Source organism: Amycolatopsis sp. NPDC052450 (genome assembly GCF_044547565.1).
Classification (GTDB): domain Bacteria; phylum Actinomycetota; class Actinomycetes; order Mycobacteriales; family Pseudonocardiaceae; genus Amycolatopsis.
The window spans coordinates 80914-99040 of record NZ_JBIUAQ010000020.1 but is presented as its reverse complement, the minus strand read 5'-3'; the positions used below and the strand labels follow the sequence as shown (position 1 = coordinate 99040).

General features: G+C 69.8%; 15 protein-coding genes. 11 read left to right on the top strand and 4 right to left on the bottom strand.

The window, feature by feature from the left end; translation table 11 throughout:
- Positions 1-55: 55 nt before the first annotated feature.
- A complete protein-coding gene (locus ACIHAO_RS28285) occupies positions 56-628 on the bottom strand; it encodes a CGNR zinc finger domain-containing protein (RefSeq protein WP_396562816.1) in 573 nt (190 codons plus the stop codon).
- A gap of 64 nt (positions 629-692) precedes the next feature.
- Here ACIHAO_RS28285 and ACIHAO_RS28280 point away from each other — a divergent pair, with 64 nt between their 5' ends.
- From ACIHAO_RS28280 to ACIHAO_RS28255, 6 genes are all read left to right on the top strand, one after another.
- On the top strand, positions 693-1331 hold the full coding sequence (locus ACIHAO_RS28280; protein WP_396562814.1) for a haloacid dehalogenase type II: 639 nt from the start codon (positions 693-695) through the stop codon (positions 1329-1331).
- A gap of 71 nt (positions 1332-1402) precedes the next feature.
- On the top strand, positions 1403-1900 hold the full coding sequence (locus ACIHAO_RS28275; protein WP_396562812.1) for a hypothetical protein: 498 nt from the start codon (positions 1403-1405) through the stop codon (positions 1898-1900).
- Positions 1900-3273: a hypothetical protein gene (locus ACIHAO_RS28270; protein WP_396562810.1), complete on the top strand. Its 1374-nt coding sequence runs from the start codon at positions 1900-1902 to the stop codon at positions 3271-3273. Before ACIHAO_RS28275 ends, ACIHAO_RS28270 begins: the two co-directional genes overlap by 1 nt.
- Entirely contained in the window at positions 3270-4640 is a 1371-nt protein-coding gene (locus tag ACIHAO_RS28265) for a VWA domain-containing protein (RefSeq protein ID WP_396562808.1), read from the top strand. The genes ACIHAO_RS28270 and ACIHAO_RS28265 overlap by 4 nt, the downstream gene beginning before the upstream one ends.
- Before the next feature lie 20 nt (positions 4641-4660).
- Positions 4661-5773 carry an AAA family ATPase gene (locus ACIHAO_RS28260; protein WP_125784594.1) on the top strand — a complete coding sequence of 371 codons (1113 nt, stop codon included), beginning with the start codon at positions 4661-4663 and terminating at the stop codon, positions 5771-5773.
- Positions 5770-8535, top strand: coding sequence for a DUF5682 family protein (locus tag ACIHAO_RS28255; protein WP_396562805.1), 2766 nt, complete (start codon positions 5770-5772; stop codon positions 8533-8535). Before ACIHAO_RS28260 ends, ACIHAO_RS28255 begins: the two co-directional genes overlap by 4 nt.
- A gap of 42 nt (positions 8536-8577) precedes the next feature.
- Here the strand turns inward: ACIHAO_RS28255 and ACIHAO_RS28250 are convergent, their stop codons facing one another.
- Positions 8578-10044, bottom strand: coding sequence for a carotenoid oxygenase family protein (locus ACIHAO_RS28250; RefSeq protein WP_396562803.1), 1467 nt, complete (start codon positions 10042-10044; stop codon positions 8578-8580).
- Positions 10045-10126: 82 nt separating this feature from the next.
- Here ACIHAO_RS28250 and ACIHAO_RS28245 point away from each other — a divergent pair, with 82 nt between their 5' ends.
- Positions 10127-10846, top strand: coding sequence for a TetR/AcrR family transcriptional regulator (locus ACIHAO_RS28245; protein WP_396562801.1), 720 nt, complete (start codon positions 10127-10129; stop codon positions 10844-10846).
- A 40-nt stretch (positions 10847-10886) separates the two neighbouring features.
- Here the strand turns inward: ACIHAO_RS28245 and ACIHAO_RS28240 are convergent, their stop codons facing one another.
- On the bottom strand, positions 10887-11495 hold the full coding sequence (locus ACIHAO_RS28240) for a TIGR03086 family metal-binding protein (RefSeq protein WP_396562799.1): 609 nt from the start codon (positions 11493-11495) through the stop codon (positions 10887-10889).
- A gap of 70 nt (positions 11496-11565) precedes the next feature.
- Here ACIHAO_RS28240 and ACIHAO_RS28235 point away from each other — a divergent pair, with 70 nt between their 5' ends.
- Complete coding sequence (locus tag ACIHAO_RS28235) at positions 11566-11994, top strand: MarR family winged helix-turn-helix transcriptional regulator (protein WP_396562797.1); 429 nt, start codon at positions 11566-11568, stop codon at positions 11992-11994.
- Position 11995: 1 nt separating this feature from the next.
- On the opposite strand, the gene ACIHAO_RS28230 is transcribed toward ACIHAO_RS28235, so the two are convergent.
- Positions 11996-12622, bottom strand: coding sequence for a hypothetical protein (locus ACIHAO_RS28230; RefSeq protein WP_396562795.1), 627 nt, complete (start codon positions 12620-12622; stop codon positions 11996-11998).
- A gap of 84 nt (positions 12623-12706) precedes the next feature.
- Here ACIHAO_RS28230 and ACIHAO_RS28225 point away from each other — a divergent pair, with 84 nt between their 5' ends.
- From ACIHAO_RS28225 to ACIHAO_RS28215, 3 genes are read left to right on the top strand one after another with little or no spacing between them, the layout of a single operon-like run.
- On the top strand, positions 12707-15718 hold the full coding sequence (locus ACIHAO_RS28225) for a DEAD/DEAH box helicase (RefSeq protein WP_396562793.1): 3012 nt from the start codon (positions 12707-12709) through the stop codon (positions 15716-15718).
- Positions 15711-16412, top strand: a complete 702-nt coding sequence (locus tag ACIHAO_RS28220; protein ID WP_396562791.1) for a hypothetical protein — start codon at positions 15711-15713, stop codon at positions 16410-16412. The genes ACIHAO_RS28225 and ACIHAO_RS28220 overlap by 8 nt, the downstream gene beginning before the upstream one ends.
- Before the next feature lie 49 nt (positions 16413-16461).
- Entirely contained in the window at positions 16462-18117 is a 1656-nt protein-coding gene (locus ACIHAO_RS28215; RefSeq protein ID WP_396562789.1) for a DUF885 domain-containing protein, read from the top strand.
- Positions 18118-18127: the final 10 nt, after the last annotated feature.

Genomic DNA, 18127 nt, shown 5'->3' with positions numbered 1-18127 from the left:
TGATCCGCGGTCACCACAAGGGGCGGCATCTCGTCGACCGCCGGGCTGGACGGCTTCAGACGTCACGGCGCCCGAAGCCGTGTGCTGCGGCCTGTCGAGCCCGGTGGTTCGCGACGTTGACGCGATTTCCGCATAGTCCCGGCATGCAATAGCGGCGTCGTCCAGGACGTGTCGTGTCGATGAACGCACCTCGGCACGTAGGTGCGCCACAGGCGCGGAATCGTTCCGCGCCGAGGGACTGGACGACGCCGAGTATTCCGACGCCGCACAACAAGGAAAGCGCGTCGAAGACGGTCGCGCCCGGCCGGAGCGAGACAGCCCATCGCGCGCGGCCGGGCGAGGTGTCGAGGGTGATGTCACCGATCGAAGCGGTGAGCGCGGTGGCGCCGGTGATGAGGCGTGCCTGGTCCGGGTGGTCGACCAGGTCCCGCACGGTGACGCGTAGCCGGTGAACGGCACGCAGATCACCGGGCCGGGTGGGCTCAGGCAGTGAGTGAAGCTCGGCAAAGGCAGCGAGAGACGCCAGGTCGGGCAGCTTGTCTTCGCCGTGCCAGACCTCCGCGGCGGTGTTGACCAGGTCGGTAGCGAGGCCCGCTGCCCGGACGTAATCGTCTAACGCTACTTGCATCCCTTACCGACCTCTCGTACGTTCACGGTTAACCGCTACTTTAACCCTTACCGGGAGGTTCTCCGTGGAGATCGGCGCCTTGGTGTTCGACATACTCGGCACGCTCGTCGACGAGCCCGCCGGGATTCGCGCGGCCATCCGGCAAGCCGCGCCGGATGCCGACGCGGACGAGCTGGTCGACCGGTGGCTCGGCCATGTCGAGACCGAGCAGCGACGCATCGTGGAGGGGGAGAGGCCGTATGCCCCGAGTGACGTTCTCGACCGCGAAGCGGCCCAGCTGGTCACCAACACAGACGTGGTGCCGAAGCGCCCGCCATGGCCTGACACCGTCGAAGGACTGATGAGGCTCGCCGAGCAGTACCCGATCATCGGCCTCTCCAACGCCGGCCGGACGAGCCTGCTGCGGATCAACGCCCACGCCGGCCTGCGGTGGCATCTGGCGCTCTCCGCGGAGGACGCTCAGACCTACAAACCGGACCCTGCCGTCTACGAACTGGCCGTCGAGGCATCGGGCGCACCGCCGGAGCGGCTACTGATGGTCGCCACCCACGCGTGGGACCTGAGGGGAGCGCGGAGCGCCGGCCTCCGGACGGCCTATGTCGCCAGGCCTGTGGGCGACCCACCATCGGCGGCGGATCGCTTCGACTTCCATGCCGAGGACCTCGCCGATCTGGCCGCTCAGCTCGCGGAACGACGGATGTGATCAAAACTGTCGGTGCCGCCCGCTAGGTTCATCCCAGTCCCCACCGAGGCACCTCGCAAGGAGAAGATGCGTTGTCAGACTGGGAAAGAGCGAGCACGGCCCGGGTGTTGCCACCCGCCCGCCCGCGCAAGCTCGCGAAGGTCCCGTTCGTCGAACTGGCCGACGGACGGGTGCAGGGCGTGGTGTCCAGCGGATCGGACATCGGGCGGGTGTACGTCTCGTCGGTCGCGGCGAGCACGTACGAATTCGCCTGTAGTACCAACAACAATCGGCCTTGCGGCGGCGCGCGGGGCATGTTCTGCAACCACATCCTCGCCCTGATCAACGAATCCACCCTTCAGTACGGCGCCGAGCGTGTGGCGCGGTACTTGCGCGTAGAGGCTCCCGAGCCGACCGCGCAGGCCATTTCGCAGACCATGAGCGCGACGCGGCCGTCGCAGGGTGACAACACCGCCGCCGCGTCCGTGTTCAGCCAGTTCTTGCGGCACTTGGCATATCTGGAATTCGAAGCGTCGACGGCGCCGGTGCCGGAGCTGCACTGGTTCCCGCCGACCAGGGCGGTGGTGTGATGCGCACCGATCTGCTCGCCGACCCCATCGCCGGTCTCGACGAGGCGCTCGCCGTCGTCGACGCCTTCGACGACGTACTTGTCGGCGGATTGCTTCGTCCACAGAAGACCGCCGGTTTGACCGGGCTGGCAGAGGCCGTCGCGGGATCGCCGTTGGCGTCGAGAGTCGCCGAGGCGGCCGAGAAGACGGCAGCCGGTGCCGCGGGGGAGGAGCACTTCGTTTCCCTTGCGGCGGCGAGGATCGCCGTGTTCGGTTCCGTGCACGACGCTGTCCTCGCGCGCCTTGCCGAGGCGACCGGTCGGCCGTCGGAAGAGGAGTCCTTTCGGCAAGTGTCCGAGACGGACACGCCGAATCTGCCGGCCGCCGCGCGTTCCTGGCTGTCCGATCTGGCCCGCGCCGGTTGGCAGGGCATCGACCACGATTTGATCTCGGCTTCGGCACAGGTGATCTCCGCTTTGCTCGCGGAACCGAGCCTGCGCCGGCTGGCCGTCCTGCTCGACGGCTTTGCCGCGGAACTCGCGGCGTCCTGTCCTGGTGCGGCGTTGGAACGAGTCCCGGTTCGACGCTGGGGCGACCTGTGGTCACGCGGGATGCTGCTGACCTTGCCCGCGGCCACACCCGCGATCGGCACGGTCACCGGCCGCCTGCTGCCGCTCGGGGTCGATCTGCTGGAACACTCGACGGCCGCGCAAGCGCAGGTCCACGCCGTGTTCGAGCCGGAGGACGGCGGCACGCCGCGCCTCGTGCGTGCGAGCGTGACGGTGCCGAAGCCGGACACGATCATCGGCGCCGGGATCTGGCAGTCGCTGCGCCCGCATCTTTCCCTGCTCACGGCGATCAGCGAGGGCCGCTCGATGGATCTCGCCGAGATGCCGGTCACCGCCGAGGGCAACCTGCTCTGGCAGGACGAACTTGCTCGCCTCGGCGAGCCCGCGGACGCCTTCTCCACCGCGCGTGTCGTGCTGGCGAAGGCCGTCACGCCGGCGGTCGCGCCGCTGGATCGGCATCCGGTGCGGGTCGCCGTTCCCGTCTTCCTCGAGGGTTACGGCATCGAGGGCGAGGAAGACGCGCTCACGTTCACGTTCGCGGGGAACCACCTCGCCGTCGAGACCGACCGCATCCCGGCCGCCGGTCCGCTGACACCGAAAGCGGTCGCGAGTTCCAGTGCGTGCATCGGCCTGATCCGGTGGGACGGCGGTTTCCGGCTCCAACCGCTCGCGGTGGAGACCACGGTGCGCAAGAAGACCACCGCCGTGCACGCCGGCGCCTGGGCCGGCGGCACCACGGACAAGGCCGGGGTGAAAGCCGAGAAGGCGGCCACCGACGCCGCGGCCGTGCTGCGCGAACGCGCCGGAAGGCTGTTGCGGAAATGACCGAATCCGAGGACAACCGCCGCCAGGTCCTGTACTGGCGGCTGCTCGCCCGGCTCTTCGACTCCGAGGAGCAAGCCGCGCTCGAAGCGGCGAGTGTGGCCGTGGTCGAGGACATCGGCCTGCCGTCCGCGGTACTGGATCCGAACGTCGCGGTCGACTCGGTCGTCCAGCGTCACCCGGAGCTGGAGGCCGAGTTCGACGGGCTGATGGTCCCCGAAGCCGGGGACAGCCGGGACAAGGCCGCGGAGGTGCGGCGCGCCGCGCTGGTGTCGAAGGTGCTGCTCAATGTCTTCGCCGCGGCACCCGCCACCGTGACGGCCGGGCAGCTGTCCAGCTGGCAGGCCGACGCGGGCTGGTTCGAGCGCGCACTGGGGTGCCGTCCCGGTGAGCTCCGCGGCGGTCGCCCCGGTGGAGCTCCCACCGGGCTGGGTGGCACCGGCGGGGGCCCGGCTCCCGACCTGAGCACGCTGCTCCCGTCGATCGGCCCGGAACTCGGTGCCATCGAGGCCGACCTCGTCAAGCGGATGCATCTGCGCGAGGTCCTCGCCGATCCCGCGCTCGCGGCGAAGCTGAGCCCGAGCATGTCACTCATCGAACAATTGTTGCGGGACAAGGACAATCTGTCCGGAGTGGCGCTGGCCAACGCCAAGTCGCTCATCCGCCGCTACGTCGACGAGATCGCGGAGGTCCTGCGGACCCAGGTCGAGAAGGCCTCCACAGGCAAGGTCGACCGGTCGGTGCCGCCGAAGCGCGTGTTCCGCAACCTCGACCTCGATCGCACCATCTGGAAGAACCTCACCAACTGGAGCCCCGACGAGGAACGGCTCTACGTCGATCGCCTCTACTACAAGCAGACCGCGAAGAAGACCACCCCGCAGCGGCTCATCGCGGTCGTCGACCAGTCCGGCTCGATGGTGGACTCGATGGTCAACTGCGCCGTACTGGCCTCGATCTTCGCCGGACTGCCCAAAGTGGACGTTCATCTGATCGCCTACGACACCCAGGCCCTCGACCTCACGCCGTGGGTGCACGATCCGTTCGAAACCCTGCTGCGCACCAATCTCGGCGGCGGCAACGACGGCATGGTCGCGATGGCGCTGACCCAGCCGAAGATCGCCGAGCCCGCCAACACCGTGGTGGTGTGGATCTCCGACTTCTACGAGACCCGCGTCGAGCAGCTCTTCGAAAGCATGGCCGCGATCCACCGCTCCGGGGCGAAGTTCATCCCGGTCGGTTCGGTCACCAGCGCCGGCCGGGGCAGCGTCAACCCCTGGTTCCGCGAGCGCTTCAAGGATCTCGGCACGCCCGTGATCTCCGGCCACATCACCAAGCTCGTCCACGAACTCAAGACCTTCCTCACCTCCTGAACTTCCCCGAAAGGCAAGACATGTCCGACGTCCTGCGCGCCCCCGCCGAACTCAAGTACGCCGAAGAGCTGGACTGGCTCGAGTCGATCGACGACGGCCCCAAACCGTTCGCCTGGCGCCTGTCCCCGAAGATGGTGCGCCTGTTCGTCCTCGGCGCCGAGCGCGCCGACGGTCTCGACCGTGAGATCTCGCAGAAATGGTTCGGCGACCGGAGCATCGTCGAACGAGCCATCGTCACGCTCGCCTCCGACCGCGGGCTGCTGCTGATCGGCGACCCCGGCACCGGCAAGAGCTGGCTCGCGGAACTGCTGGCCGCGGCGATCTCCCGTAACTCGACGCTCGTCGTGCAGGGGACCGCCGGTACCACCGAGGACCACATCAAGTACTCGTGGAACGTCTCCATGGTCATCGCCAAAGGCCAGTCCCGGGAGTCGATGATCCCGTCGCCGATCATGACCGCGATGGAGGCCGGCTCGATCGGCCGGTTCGAGGAGCTGACCCGGTCCACCAGCGACGTGCAGGACGCGCTGATCTCGATCCTGTCCGAGAAGTACATCTCGGTACCGGAACTGGACAGTGACGGCATCGTCTTCGCCAAACCCGGCTTCTCCGTGATCGCCACCGCCAACAGCCGCGACCGCGGCGTCAACGACCTGTCCTCCGCGCTCAAGCGCCGGTTCAACTTCGTCCGCATCCCGGTGGTGACCAACAAGAAGAGCGAGGCGGAGATCGTCCGCTTCCGCACCGAGGAACTCCTGCGCCGCCACCAGATCGAGCTGGACGTGCCGCCGACCCTGCTCGACGTGCTGCTGCGCAGCTTCGGTGACCTGCGTGCCGCTGCGGCGTCGGCGGGCAGCGACGACGAGAAGCTGGAGTCCGCGTTGTCCACCGCCGAACAGATCGGCGTGCTCGAAGACGCGGTGTTGCACAGCAACTTCTTCGGCGAACAGGCGCTGACGGCCCGGACGCTCGCGTCGTCGCTGGTCGGATCGCTCGCCCGTCGTGAGCCGGAAGACCTGGCGATCCTCAACAAGTACCTGCACGGCGTCGTCGAGCCGCGCAGCAAGGATGAGGGCGGGGACTGGCCGGAGTTCCTCGACGGCGGCCGCGACGCGATCGCCACCCTCTCGTGAGCGGCGCCTTCGAGGCGCTGCGCGGCCAGTTGCAGGAGGCCGCGGCCGCCTTCGCCGACGGACCGGGCGCGCTGGAGGGAATCCTGCTCGGACTTGTCGACGACGTCGACCGCGCGGTGCGGGAACCGTTGGAGATCTTCCCGGTCTGCCACCATTCCCCGGCTTCGGCCGTGGCGATGGCCCGGCGGTTGCGGGAGAAGCGGCCGAAGGTGGTGTACCTCGAACTGTGCGAGGACATGGCGCCGTTGCTGACCGAGTTGCGCAACTGCCGTCTTCCCGTGGCGGTGCAGGCCTTCGCGACGGACGTGAAGGGATTCCCGGCCGAGTGGGCGCCCTTGTCCGTTGTCGCGCCGATCACCGAGGCTTCGGCCGAGTACCAGGCGATCGCGTACGCCCTCGACACCCCTGGTGTCGAACTCGTCCTCGTCGACCGGTCGGCCGACCACGTCTTCCAGTGGAACGAAGGCGAACCCGCCCCGGATCCGGACGCGCCGCCCGCGGAGGAAGAGGCCGCGCTGCACGGTGACGCGGTCGGCGTCGAGATCGGTGACCTGCGGCCGCGGTTCGCCGAACTCGAGGAACACCTCCTGCGGCACGGGCGGGTGCGGCACTGGTCGGAGTGGTGGCACCAATACGTCGAGCTGCCGCTCGGCGACAGCGACCACGACACCTACCGCCAGGTCATGTTCCTGATCGGCAGCCTGTTCCGCCGTCTCGCTCCGGGAGACACCCGGCGCGTGCGGGTGGACGAAGACCGCGAGCGCTACATGTGGACCCGCATGCGCGAGCACCTCGCCACCTCGGGTGCGGATCCCGCGGACTGTCTCTACATCTGCGGCGCGTTCCACGCGGCCAGCCGGGTCGCGGAGTTCGGTGTCGAAGGCACGGACGGGTTCGTGATCAGCCCGCGCAGCGCGAGCACCTGGCAGTACGGGCTGATCCCGTCGAGCCACGCCTCGATCGAGGCGCAGTTCGGGCTCGCCGGGGGATCGGTGTCGATCGCCGCGACGGAGTGGGCGAAGAACCTCAAGCGCACCAAGGTGAAGCAGTTCCAGCTGGACGGGCAGGTGGGCGCCCCGAAGCGGAAGAAGGCCGCGGGGCTGCCGGTACAGACGCCGGATCCGGCGGCAGTGGATCCATCGGATCAGCTTTCCGGCTTCCTGCAACGGCCTCCGGTGCTCGACCGGCTGGACGAGGCCGAGCTGCTTGGCTGGTCAGTCGAGATCGTGCGGGCGGCGCGCCGCAACGGGTACCTGTCCTCGACGGCCGACGCCATCGCGGTGTTCGAGACCTCGATCCTGCTGGCGGGCCTGCGTGACAGGGCCAAGCCGACGCCGTACGACTTCCAGGACGCGGCGGTCACCTGTATCGAGAAGGACGTCGTGCCCGGCAGGCGCGACGTGCGCCGCCTCGTCGAGATCATGATGGGTGGCGACCGGATCGGCCAGGTCGGCTACGACGCGTTGCCGCCGCTGGCACGCGACGTGCACGACAGGCTCGAACCCCTGAACCTCAAGCTGCAGCAGCGAGGTGTGCAACGGGCGCTGCTCGACATCGCTTCGAGGCCGGAGCTGGAGCCCTGCTCCGATCTGCTGTGGATGCTGCGCTACCTGATGCCGCACGGCGCGGCACGGCCGATCATGGGGGAGCGGCGGCTCGGTGAACGGCCGATCCAGGAGTCGTGGGATCTGGCATTGGGCACCCACCAGCGGGCCCTCATCGAGCTGGGCTACGAGGGCGTCAGCATCGAACAGGTGCTGGAGCAACGGCTTCGTCGTGCCGCCTACCATCCGCAGGCCACCGCGGCGAAGGTGCTCGGAGCGGTCGAGGACGCGACGCTCTACCTGCGCAGCGCCCGGCTGGCGGGGGAGCTGGGCACGCGTGCCCTGGAGGTGCTGGCCACCGAACGCTCCGTCGACGGCGCGCCGGAAGTGCTGCGGCGGGTTCGGAGGCTCCTGGCGCACTATCGGACCAGCGAGCCGGTACTGCCCCGGTGGATCGAGGACTTCGTCAGGACGGGGTACGCGCACTACTGCACCCTGCTCCCGGCGGCCTTCGCCGACGAGGAAGCCGGGGTCGAGCAGGTCGCCGCGATGCTGGGCTTCCTGTTCAGCATGGAGGCGCTCGCCTTGTCGCTGGGGTGCGACCGTACGCAACTGGAGCTGGCGATCTCCGGAGCGCATCCGGAAGAGCCGTCGAAGGTGGCGTTGCTGTGGGCGGCGCAGGTCCAGCTCGGACGCCTCTCTCGCGCGGAACTCCGTGAGCGGTGCGCCGGACTGCTGGCCAACCCGTTGGTGCTGCCCGCCTATCCGCGCTACCTGAGCGGGTTCGTCCACGCGCTGGAACCGGCGCCGGGCTTGGCCGACTTCGTCGTCGAGGCGGTGTCGAACGCCTTCTCCGAGCTCCCGGACAGGTTGCTGCTGCCGTGGTTGCCGACGTTGATCACCACGCTGCGGTCCCGGGGCGCGGATCTGGTGCCGCTGCTCGTGCGTGAGGCGGGGCGGATCTTCCCCGGCCGCCTGGCGGCGCTCGATGAATGGGTTCCGCCCTGGAAAGACCAGCCGGAACCGCTTGCCATGCCGAGGAAATCCGGCGGGAATGGGCTCGCGCTGCTGGCCGCGCACCCGGCGGCCTGCGACGCCGTGGCGGGGCTGCTGGGCTGCGACGAGCCATGGGGTAGCGGCGCACCCACCGGCTTGACACTGCTCGAGCGGTACCCGGACTCCGCCGCCGCGCTGGAGGAGGTGCTCACCGGGGTGTGAACCCGTGGGCGGTCGCCGGGTATCCGGCGACCGCCCGATCGGTCAGTCGGCGACCCAGCTTCCGTGGAAGCCCAGTGGCACCGGTCTCGGCAGATGGATGCGCGCCAAGGGTTTCGCGGTGAAGTCCTGTGCCGAAAGGATCACCAGATCCGAGGCGTCGCGGTCGGGATTGTTGACGTAGGCGAGGGCATAGCCGTCGTCCTCGGATTTACCGCGGGACGACGGGACGAAGACCGCTTCGCTCGCGTCGGCGCCCCGGCCGAAGCGGTGCACCTCCGAGCGTCCGCTCCGCAGGTCGTGCTTGATCAGCGCGTTGCCGAAGGTGTCGGCGGGCTTGTCCAGGTAGACGTCGAACAGTTCGCCGGGGGAGGCCGAGTAGCCGTACCGGTGCCGTCGTGACACCAGGCTTTCGTTGACGCGCGGGAACTCCTGCGGCCGGTCGTCGAGGACACGGCGCCGCACGCGGCCCTGCGCGAGATCGATCGTCCAGCGCTCCAGCACCGGCGGCCCCGACGCCGACGGGCCGCCGGAGCCCTGCTTGCCCGCCACCTCGAACGGCGCCGGCATCGTCGTCAGGTCGATCACCACCGTGGAGCCGTGGTCGTAGGCGTTGAGCGTGTGCGAGTAGAACACCGGATCCACACCGAACCAGCGGACGGGGCCACCGTCGCGTTTCATCACCCCGACCCTCGCCGGGTGATCCGTGTTCCACTTGTAGGGCACGACCTTGCCCGGCTGCGGGTCGAAGGTGACCGGTACGTCGAAGACGACCACGTAGTTCTCCGTGAGCCCGAAGTCGTGCATCATCGGGCTGTCGGTGACCGGGATCCGGGTGGTCCGCACGACGCGGCCGGTCCGGTCGATCATCAGATGCCGTACGTGGTCCCAGGTGGGGTGGTAGGTCACGGCGTGCAGTTCGTCGGCGCGCGCGTCGAACTTGGTGTGCGCGGTGTAGGAGCCCTCCAGCGAGCCGCTGAAATCGAAGGGCCCCAAGGTGTTCAGTTCGCCGTCGAGTTCGTACGGCGGGGCGCCGGACTCCTGCAGGGTGAGGATGCGGCCGTGGTGGCTGATCACGTGCGTGTTCGGCGCGAAATCCTCGGCGGGCACCGGCCACGGGTACCGCTCGCCCAGTTTCGCCGCGACACCGGACGAACGCACCCACCGGTTGCGATACCACTCGGCCTTCCCGTCGCGCAGCCGGACGCCGTGCACCATCCCCTCACCCAGCATCCAGTGGTGAGCGCGCGGATCTTCGAGCCCGAGGACATTCGGCCCGGTGCGCAGATACCGCCCGCAGAGGTCGTTCGGAATGCGGCCGGTGACCGGCAGGCCGAACGCGGTCACCTCCTCCTTCACCGGCGCGAACGCGCCTTCGACGAACGGGTGACGCGGTTTCGCCGGATTCGGCGCGGCGAACGCGGGCCCGGTGCTCCCGTAGGTCGCGGCGGCTCCTCCGATGGCGAGCGCGGTCGCGCCGCGGAGCACGTTCCGCCTGTTCGGTTCGGTCATGGCGATCCCCCAACTCGAGAAGTAACTGTGTATGCCATGAACAGTGTATGCCTTTACCTGTTTTGGGTGCAACAATGCCCCGATGGACGACGTCGAGATCGAGTTGCTGCCGCCGGGTACCGCGCTGGCCTGGGGGCACACCCCGGCGCCCCGGCGCGGGCCGAAGCCGGGATACAGCCTCGAGCAGATCGTCGACGCGGCCGTCGCGCAGGCCGACGCGGAGGGCTACGCGGCACTGTCCATGCCGTCGATCGCCAAACGGCTCGGCATCACCGCGAACGCGCTTTACCGGTACCTGAGCTCCAAGGAGGAGTTGCTCGTCCTGGTCGCCGAAGCGGCCTGGGGGCCGCCGCCGGAACTGTCGTCCGGCGATTGGCGCGCTGCGGTCACGGCCTGGGCCCGCGCGCTTCTGGCACGCTGCCGTCGGCACCCGTGGCTGATCGACCTGCCGGTGCGAAGGGCGCCGAGCACGCCGAATCTGCTGGGGTGGCTGGAGAACTTCCTCGAGGGGATGGCCGGTTCGGGTCTGAGTGTCCAGGATGCGACCGGCTGCGCCGTCCTCGTCGACGGGTGGGTCCGCAGCACCGCTTCACTGCTGCGAGACGTGAACGCGAGCCCTTCGGATCAGGTCCGGGCGTTGAGCGCGTTCCTGGGGCCGCGTCTCGAAGGCCGAGGCTACCTGCGCGTCGCCGCCGTGATCTCCGGCGAGGCGTACGGCGAAGAAGGCATGGAGGAAGCCGACATCGAGTTCGGTCTCGGCCGCATCCTGGACGGTATCGAAGCGCTCGTCGATCGCCGCTGAACACTTCGTCGAGCCGGTAGCCGACGTTCCGGGGGTGCGATCAGGCCGCGACCGCGGTGTCCGGCCACGACGGCGAACGGCCGAGCAAGGCGACGATCGTGTCCAGGTCGGACGGCCCCTTCTCGTCGACGGCCGGGGCGAAGGCGGCGCCCGGCGCCTTCCGGTTCTTCCCGTCCGGGATCGATTCGGCGAACCGCAGGCCGGCGTCGAGCACCTCTCGCTGGAACTTGAGCGGCAGGCCGAGGGTTTTGGCCACGTCCCAGGAGTGCACCAGGTAGTCGACGAAATGGAAGCCCAGAGCCTGCTCCGCGGTGAAGGTGATTTCGGTGGAGAACTCGGGGAGAGCGAACTTCCGGTCGGCGAGGTCGTGGGGGACGAAGGCGTTCAGTACTCGCTTGACCGAGGCGCGGTAGGTCTCCACGGGGTCGTCGCCCAGCGGGAGCAGGCGCCAGTGGCCGAGGTCGGTCTCGCCCTCGGCCGCGGCGGCGAAGCCGTGGTGCTGGGTGGCCATATGCGCCAGCAGGCCGTGCAGGGTCCAGGCGCTGCACGGCGTCGGCTTGGTCAGGTCGGCGGGCGTGATCTTGGTGACCAGATCCAGGCTGGCCCGGGTCACGATGGCGTCGAGGATGCGGAGTTCGTCAATAGGCATGCGCATATCATCTACATATGCGTACGAGTTCGTCAACCGGTTTCGCGAACCAGGTCGGTATGGTCTGCGCATGGCGGAGCAGGGGAGGCCGGATCTCGCGGCGATGCTCGGCGGGCTGGTGCGACGGCTGATGAACGCCGAGACGCCGGTGCTGGCCGAGCACGGGTTGACCATGTGGGGTTACGTGGTGCTGAGCGCGCTCGACGACGGGCCCGTCCGCACGCAGGCCGCCCTCGCGAAGGCGGTCGGCGCGGACAAGACCCGGATCATCGGCACCCTCGACAAACTCCAGGAGGACGGGCTGATCACCCGCGAGCCGGATCCGAAGGACCGCCGGGTCCGGCTGCTGGGGATCACCGAAGCCGGCCGCGCCGCGCGAAGGTCGGCCCAGTCGAAGATCCAGGCGCAGGAGGAACGGCTGCTCGGACAGCTTTCCGCTGCAGATCGCGAAGCCTTCCTTCGCGCCGCGCGTGTGCTGTCCGAGACGCGGTGGCCGTGAGTCAGCCCAGCGACTCCACGACCATGCCCGGAGGATAGTCCGATGGCGACCGGCGCCACCACGCGCCGAAAGCCTGTGCCAGCCGCCGTGGCACCTCGACCTGCGCGCCGCCTCCGTGGAAGTCGATCGTCACCAGCACACCGCCGATTTCCGTGGAACCCCAGGGGATCCGCCGGATCAGCTTCGCGTAGTCGGCGCTGGCGGACACGAATGTGACCACCTTCGCCGCCCCGATCCGGCGTGCCTCCCCGAGGACGGCGTCTTCGAGCACGCCGGACGGCCAGTCGCCGAGCTTGAGTTTCCGGTCGTAGTAGGAGATCGGCTCGTCGGCGCGCAGCAGCCCGTAGCCGCCGCTGAGGATCAGCGTCCGCCCGGACGCGGCGGCCTCGCCCAAGGCGTCGCCGACGTTCCGGTAGAAGTTCCCGCGGTAGCGCAGCCACGCGGGGCGCAACCCGCCGTCGTCGACCTTGGACCTCGCCAGGACATCGGCCCGCGCGCGAAGCATCGCCTCCGGCCAGACGGTGCTGGGCTCGGGCAGGTCACCGCCGCGGTTCTTGGCCTTGGAAGGGCCGAGAACGGTCAGCGCTTCGCGCGGATCGATCGCGTCGAGCACGCCGGTCGCCTCCATCGAAGGGATCCTATCGGCGACGCGCTGACCGGACGCTGATCGGTCCCGGGCATGCTGGAAGGACCAGACCGCGGAAGGGGGACCATGTCGCCACTCGTCGTGCACGGCCTGTGGTCCCCTCGCCGCGGGATCCTGCTGTGGGGCGAACACGGCGACCGCCCGGCGACGACGTCGATGCGGCCGTCGAGCGCGGCCCGGCCGCATCCGTTCGCCGCGTCGGTCGCGGATCTGACGGCCCTGCATCCCGGCAAACCGGCGTCGGCCGTCCTGCTGCTGCCGTCGCGGCGCGGCGGCCCGGTCGCCTCGCCGGAACTGGGCGTGCGGGGTCGTCCGCAGCAGGAACTGACGCTGGAACCCTGGTCGGTGCCCGCGCTCCTGATCGACCCTTCCGAGCTGGGAGACCTGGCCGACACGGTCAGCTACGGCACCTCCGTCCGTCACCTTCGCGCCGTCGTGCGGCTGGCGGACGACCTGGTGCGCCGCGGCCGGGTGCTCCCCACTCTCGTGCGGAACGAGATCGTGGCGCGGGCGCGGTGGCGGCCGGTGGCCCGCGGCGGCGACGCGGTCGCGGTCCGGGCGCTGATCGCGGCCACCCCGCCGGTCGGCCGGGCCGAACATCCCGGCCCGGATCCGGCGGCGCTCGTCACTGACGCGCTCCGCACCCTGGTCGACGCCGCCGTCCGTGACCGGCTGGCCGCCGCCGGACACGCCACGGAAAGCGACGGGCGCGAAGGCCCGTTCGGGTCGTGGCTCCACGCGCTGAAGAGCGCCGACGACCGGATCGGCCAGTCGCCGGGACGGATGGGGATCGTCGCCGAGGGTATCGCCGCCTGGGACGCCGTCGGCGACACGGACCTCACCGAGGGCACCGTCTGCTTCCGTCTCGACGAGGTTCCCACGCTGCACGGCCCGGCCGACGATCCGGACGACCAGACCGGTGACGGGACCAAGTGGCAGTTGCGCTTCCTCCTGCGTTCCGCGGCCGATCCCAGTCTTCTGCTCCCGTCCGAGGACGTCTGGTCCGGCAAGGCGGGCGCCAAGTTCACCGACCCCGAAGGCCTCTTCGCCGCCGAGCTGGAGCGGGCCGCCGAGGTGCTGCCGCTGCTCCGCCCCGCGGTCGAAACCGAGAAACCGGGCGTCTACGACCTCACCGTCGCCGAAACCGTGGAGTTCCTCGACGGCGGCGCGGAACGGCTGGTCGCGGCCGGGTTCGACGTCCAGCTCCCGGCGAGCTGGGGCGGCAGGCGCAAACTCGCGCTCAAGTTGTCCGTCCGCGGCGCGCCCGTCGACCAGGCCGCCGTGCACCGGCTCGGTCGCCACCAGCTCGCCTCCTACCGCTGGGCGCTCGCCGTCGGGGAGGACGCGCTGACCGACGAGGAACTCGCCGGGCTCGCCGCCGCGAAGTCGTCGCTGGTGCGGCTGCGCGGCCGGTGGGTGAGCGTGGACCCCGAACTGCTGCGCGCCGGGCTCGAGTATCTCCGCCGCGAGCCGGATCGCGAGAAACCGCCGCTGCCCACGCCGGCGGAACTGCTGGCCCTGCTCCACGGCTTCGACGACACGCCGCTCCCGGTCACCGAGGTCACGACCGACGGCTGGATCGACGACTTCCTCGCCGGCCGGGTCCAGCGCACCATCGAACCGGCCGAGCCGCCGCCCACGTTCCTGGCGACCCTGCGGCCTTACCAGAGCCGTGGCGTCGCCTGGCTTTCGTTCATGGCGTCGATCGGCCTCGGGGCCTGCCTCGCCGACGACATGGGGCTCGGCAAGACCGTCCAGCTGCTCGCGCTCGAAGCGATCGAGCGCGCACAGGGCGACAGGGCGCCGACGCTGCTCGTCTGCCCGATGTCGCTGCTCGGGACGTGGCAACGGGAAACGGCCAAGTTCGCGCCGGAGCTGCGGGTCCACGTCCATCACGGCGCCGATCGCGAGCACGGCGCGCGGTTGACCGCGCGCGCCGGCGCGGCGGATCTCGTCGTCACCACGTACTCGACCGCCGCCCGCGACGTCGACGAACTCGCGGGCATCCGGTGGCATCGGCTCGTGCTCGACGAGGCGCAGGCGGTCAAGAACCAGAACACCGGACCCGCGCAGGCCCTGCGCCGCATTCCCGCCGGGCACCGGATCGCGCTGACCGGGACGCCGGTGGAGAACCGGCTCGCCGACCTGTGGTCGCTTTCGGATCTGCTCAACCCCGGCGTCCTCGGTGGCAGGCAGGAGTTCCGCGAGCGGTTCGAGGTGCCCATCGAACGCCGGGGCGACCTTCCCGCGGCCACCGAGCTGCGCCGGCTGACCCGCCCGTTCCTGTTGCGGCGCCTCAAAACCGATCCCACCGTGCTCGCCGACCTGCCCGAGAAGATCGAGATCCTCCAGGAATACCGCCTCACCCGCGAACAGGTGACGCTGTACCGCGCGACCGTCGACGAGATGATGACCAGGATCGCCGACAGCGCCGGGGTCAAGCGGCGTGGCAACATCCTCGCCGCGATCACCAAGCTCAAGCAGATCTGCAACCACCCCGCGCATCTGCTGCACGACGGTTCGCCGATCGGGCACCGCTCCGGCAAGGTCAACCGGCTCGAAGAACTCCTGGCGGAGATCCTGGACTCCGGCGATCGCGCGCTGTGCTTCACCCAGTTCGCCGAGTTCGGGCATCTGCTCGTGCCACATCTTTCGCACCGGCTGAACGTGAAGATCGCGTTCCTGCACGGCGGGTTGTCTCAGCGGCGCCGCGACTCGATCGTCGAGCACTTCCAGTCGGGCGAGGGGCCGCCGATCCTGCTCGCGTCGTTGAAGACCGGGGGAGCGGGGCTGACGCTCACCGCCGCCACCCACGTCCTGCATCTCGACCGGTGGTGGAATCCGGCGGTGGAGGAGCAGGCCACCGACCGTGCCTTCCGCATCGGTCAGCGGCGCAGCGTCCAGGTACGGAAGTTCGTCTGCCCCGGCACCATCGAGGAGCGGATCGACGCCGTCATCACCAAGAAGGAAGCGCTGGCCGATCTCGTCGTCACCGACGGGGAGGACTGGCTCACGGAACTGTCCGCCGATTCGCTGCGCGAGGTCTTCGCGCTGGGCCGGGAGGCGGCCGATGACTGAGGGATTCCGCCGGACACTGGACGAACTGGGTGTCCACAAAGGACTTGTGCCGCCCTGCCGGGTCGACACGCTCACGGTCGGACCCGGTGCCGCCGTCGCCCGGGTCCGGGTGACGCGACAGCGGTTCTACGAGGTCCGTATCGGTCTGCCGACCTTCGGCAAACAGGTGTGGACGGCGGTCATCGCCGCCGTCGCCGCGGACGAGGCCGCCAGGACGGCCCTGCTCGACGGCCGGATCCCGGACGACATCGATCGCTTCTTCGCCGCGGAGCAGGTGCCGCTGTTCCCCGAGGCGGCGTGGGAACTGTCGCTGGACTGCACCTGCCCCGGCACCCGCGTCCCGTGCGACCACCTCGTCGCGGGGCTCATCGCGGTCGAAGAAGAGGCGGACCCGTTCGCGATCTTCGCCCTCCGCGGCCGCGAACGCACGACGCTGCTCGAAGAGATCGGGCGGCACGCGGGCGCTCGTGTGACGGCTCCGTCTTCAGACGATGAGACACCCGGTCTCGACGAAGTGATGGACGACTTCTTCGGCTGGGGCCCGGCCGGGGACGTCACGAACAAGCGCCGGCCGGCGACCGGAGACCCACTGGGGCTGCTCGACGAGGTCCCGCCGCTCAAGGCCACTGTGGACGGAACCTCGGTCACCGCCCTGCTGCGGCCGCTCTACCGGTCGCTCACCGGCCCGGAATGAACGGAAAAACCGCCAGCGAGGAACGGGTCCGGTCTGGTAGTCATCGGATATGAGCGATCAGCCGACAGCGGCGGAGCTGGCCGACGAACTCCTCGACGTACTCGCGACCGAGATGCCGTTGATGGCGACCTTCGACAACATCCCCGGACACGATCACGAGTTGCGGGACGTCTCCGAGGCCGGCGATGCCCGGCTGAGGGAAAAGGCCGTCCGGATCGCCGACCATGCCGCGCGGTCCACGGATCCGGACCGGATCACGCTCGGCGTCGTCACCCACCACGCGGAATCGCTCCTGACCAGGCTGGACTCGCGGCAGCTCGAGTTCACCATCGCCGATCAGATGGCGGCCGAGGGAACGGGCGTGCTCTCCTGGCTGCCGCAGCTCGAGCCGTCGGGGGAACAGGCCGAGGAGGACTACCTGGCCAGGCTGGCCGCTTTCCCGCGGTTCTTCGCGGCGTTGGCCGACCGCCACCGCGCCGGGGTCGCGGCGGGCCGGACACCGGTGGATCGCGCGGTGCGCGGCGCCATCGACCACGTCGACCGGTTTCTGGCCGCCGAGCCGCATCCGCTGCTCGTCCCGCCGCTGACCGGCGACCGGGTGGCGCGCCGGGAACGGCTGTTCACCGAGAAGGTGCGCCCGGCGCTCGTCGCGTATCGCGACATCCTCGCGAGTGAGATCGCCGGACGCGGCCGCCCCGACGACCGGCCGGGCCTCTGCTGGCTGGACGGCGGCAAGGAGAGCTACGCGGGACTGGTCAGAACACACACCACCACCGGGATCTCGCCGGAGGAACTGCACGAGACGGGCCTCGAAATCGGCCGGGCGCTGGACGAGGAGTACCGGCGGCTGGGCTCGGCGGTGTTCGGCGAGGACGACCCCGTCGAGGTCCGGCGTCGGCTGCGCACCGATCCCTCGCTGTGCTGGCGTGACGCGGACGAGATGATCACGACCGCGACGGAAGCGGTCGCGCGGGCCACGGCGGCCGCGCCCGGCTGGTTCCGCCGGGTGCCGTCCGCCGAATGCGTCGTGCGCGCGGTACCGGAAGCGGACGGGCCGTCCGCCGCGCAGGCGTACTACATGCCGCCGTCGGCCGACGGCAGCCGTCCCGGCGTCTACTCCACCAACGCCTACCGGGTGACCGAGCGGTTCCGGTTCATCGCCGAGTCGGTCGCCTTCCACGAAGCCGTTCCCGGACACCACTTCCAGGCTTGCGTTTCCTACGAGCTCGACGGAGTGCCCCGGCTGCGCAAACTCGTCCCGCTTTCGGCGTTCGACGAGGGCTGGGCGCTCTACACCGAACGGCTCGCCGACGAGATGGGTTTGTACTCCGACGACGTGATGCGCCTGGGCATGGTCGCCGAAGATTCCCTGCGCGCGGCGCGGCTGGTCGTCGACACCGGGCTGCACGCGCTGGGCTGGACCCGGCAGCAGTGCGTGGACTACCTCGCCGAGCACTGCATGCTGAGCGACGTCGAAGTGCGGTCCGAGACCGACCGGTACATCGAATGGCCCGGTCAGGCGCTGTCGTACATGACGGGCAGGCTGGAGATCCAGCGGCTGCGCGCCTTCGCCGAGGAACGGCTGGGCGAGGACTTCGACATCCGCGATTTCCACGACGTCGTGCTGAGGCAAGGGCAGGTGCCGTTGCCCGTGCTCGGCGACATGGTGCGGGAGTGGGTGGCGGGCACGCGGCGCCGGGAGTGACCCCGGCGCC

Bases quoted from the DNA above. Each gene is read 5' to 3' on its own strand.
- ACIHAO_RS28285 (WP_396562816.1), bottom strand. From the start codon at position 628: ATGCAAGTAGCGTTAGACGATTACGTCCGGGCAGCGGGCCTCGCTACC.
- ACIHAO_RS28270 (WP_396562810.1), top strand. From the start codon at position 1,900: ATGCGCACCGATCTGCTCGCCGACCCCATCGCCGGTCTCGACGAGGCG.
- ACIHAO_RS28265 (WP_396562808.1), top strand. From the start codon at position 3,270: ATGACCGAATCCGAGGACAACCGCCGCCAGGTCCTGTACTGGCGGCTG.
- ACIHAO_RS28260 (WP_125784594.1), top strand. From the start codon at position 4,661: ATGTCCGACGTCCTGCGCGCCCCCGCCGAACTCAAGTACGCCGAAGAG.
- ACIHAO_RS28250 (WP_396562803.1), bottom strand. From the start codon at position 10,044: ATGACCGAACCGAACAGGCGGAACGTGCTCCGCGGCGCGACCGCGCTC.
- ACIHAO_RS28245 (WP_396562801.1), top strand. From the start codon at position 10,127: ATGGACGACGTCGAGATCGAGTTGCTGCCGCCGGGTACCGCGCTGGCC.
- ACIHAO_RS28240 (WP_396562799.1), bottom strand. From the start codon at position 11,495: ATGCCTATTGACGAACTCCGCATCCTCGACGCCATCGTGACCCGGGCC.
- ACIHAO_RS28235 (WP_396562797.1), top strand. From the start codon at position 11,566: ATGGCGGAGCAGGGGAGGCCGGATCTCGCGGCGATGCTCGGCGGGCTG.
- ACIHAO_RS28230 (WP_396562795.1), bottom strand. From the start codon at position 12,622: ATGGAGGCGACCGGCGTGCTCGACGCGATCGATCCGCGCGAAGCGCTG.
- ACIHAO_RS28225 (WP_396562793.1), top strand. From the start codon at position 12,707: ATGTCGCCACTCGTCGTGCACGGCCTGTGGTCCCCTCGCCGCGGGATC.
- ACIHAO_RS28220 (WP_396562791.1), top strand. From the start codon at position 15,711: ATGACTGAGGGATTCCGCCGGACACTGGACGAACTGGGTGTCCACAAA.
- ACIHAO_RS28215 (WP_396562789.1), top strand. From the start codon at position 16,462: ATGAGCGATCAGCCGACAGCGGCGGAGCTGGCCGACGAACTCCTCGAC.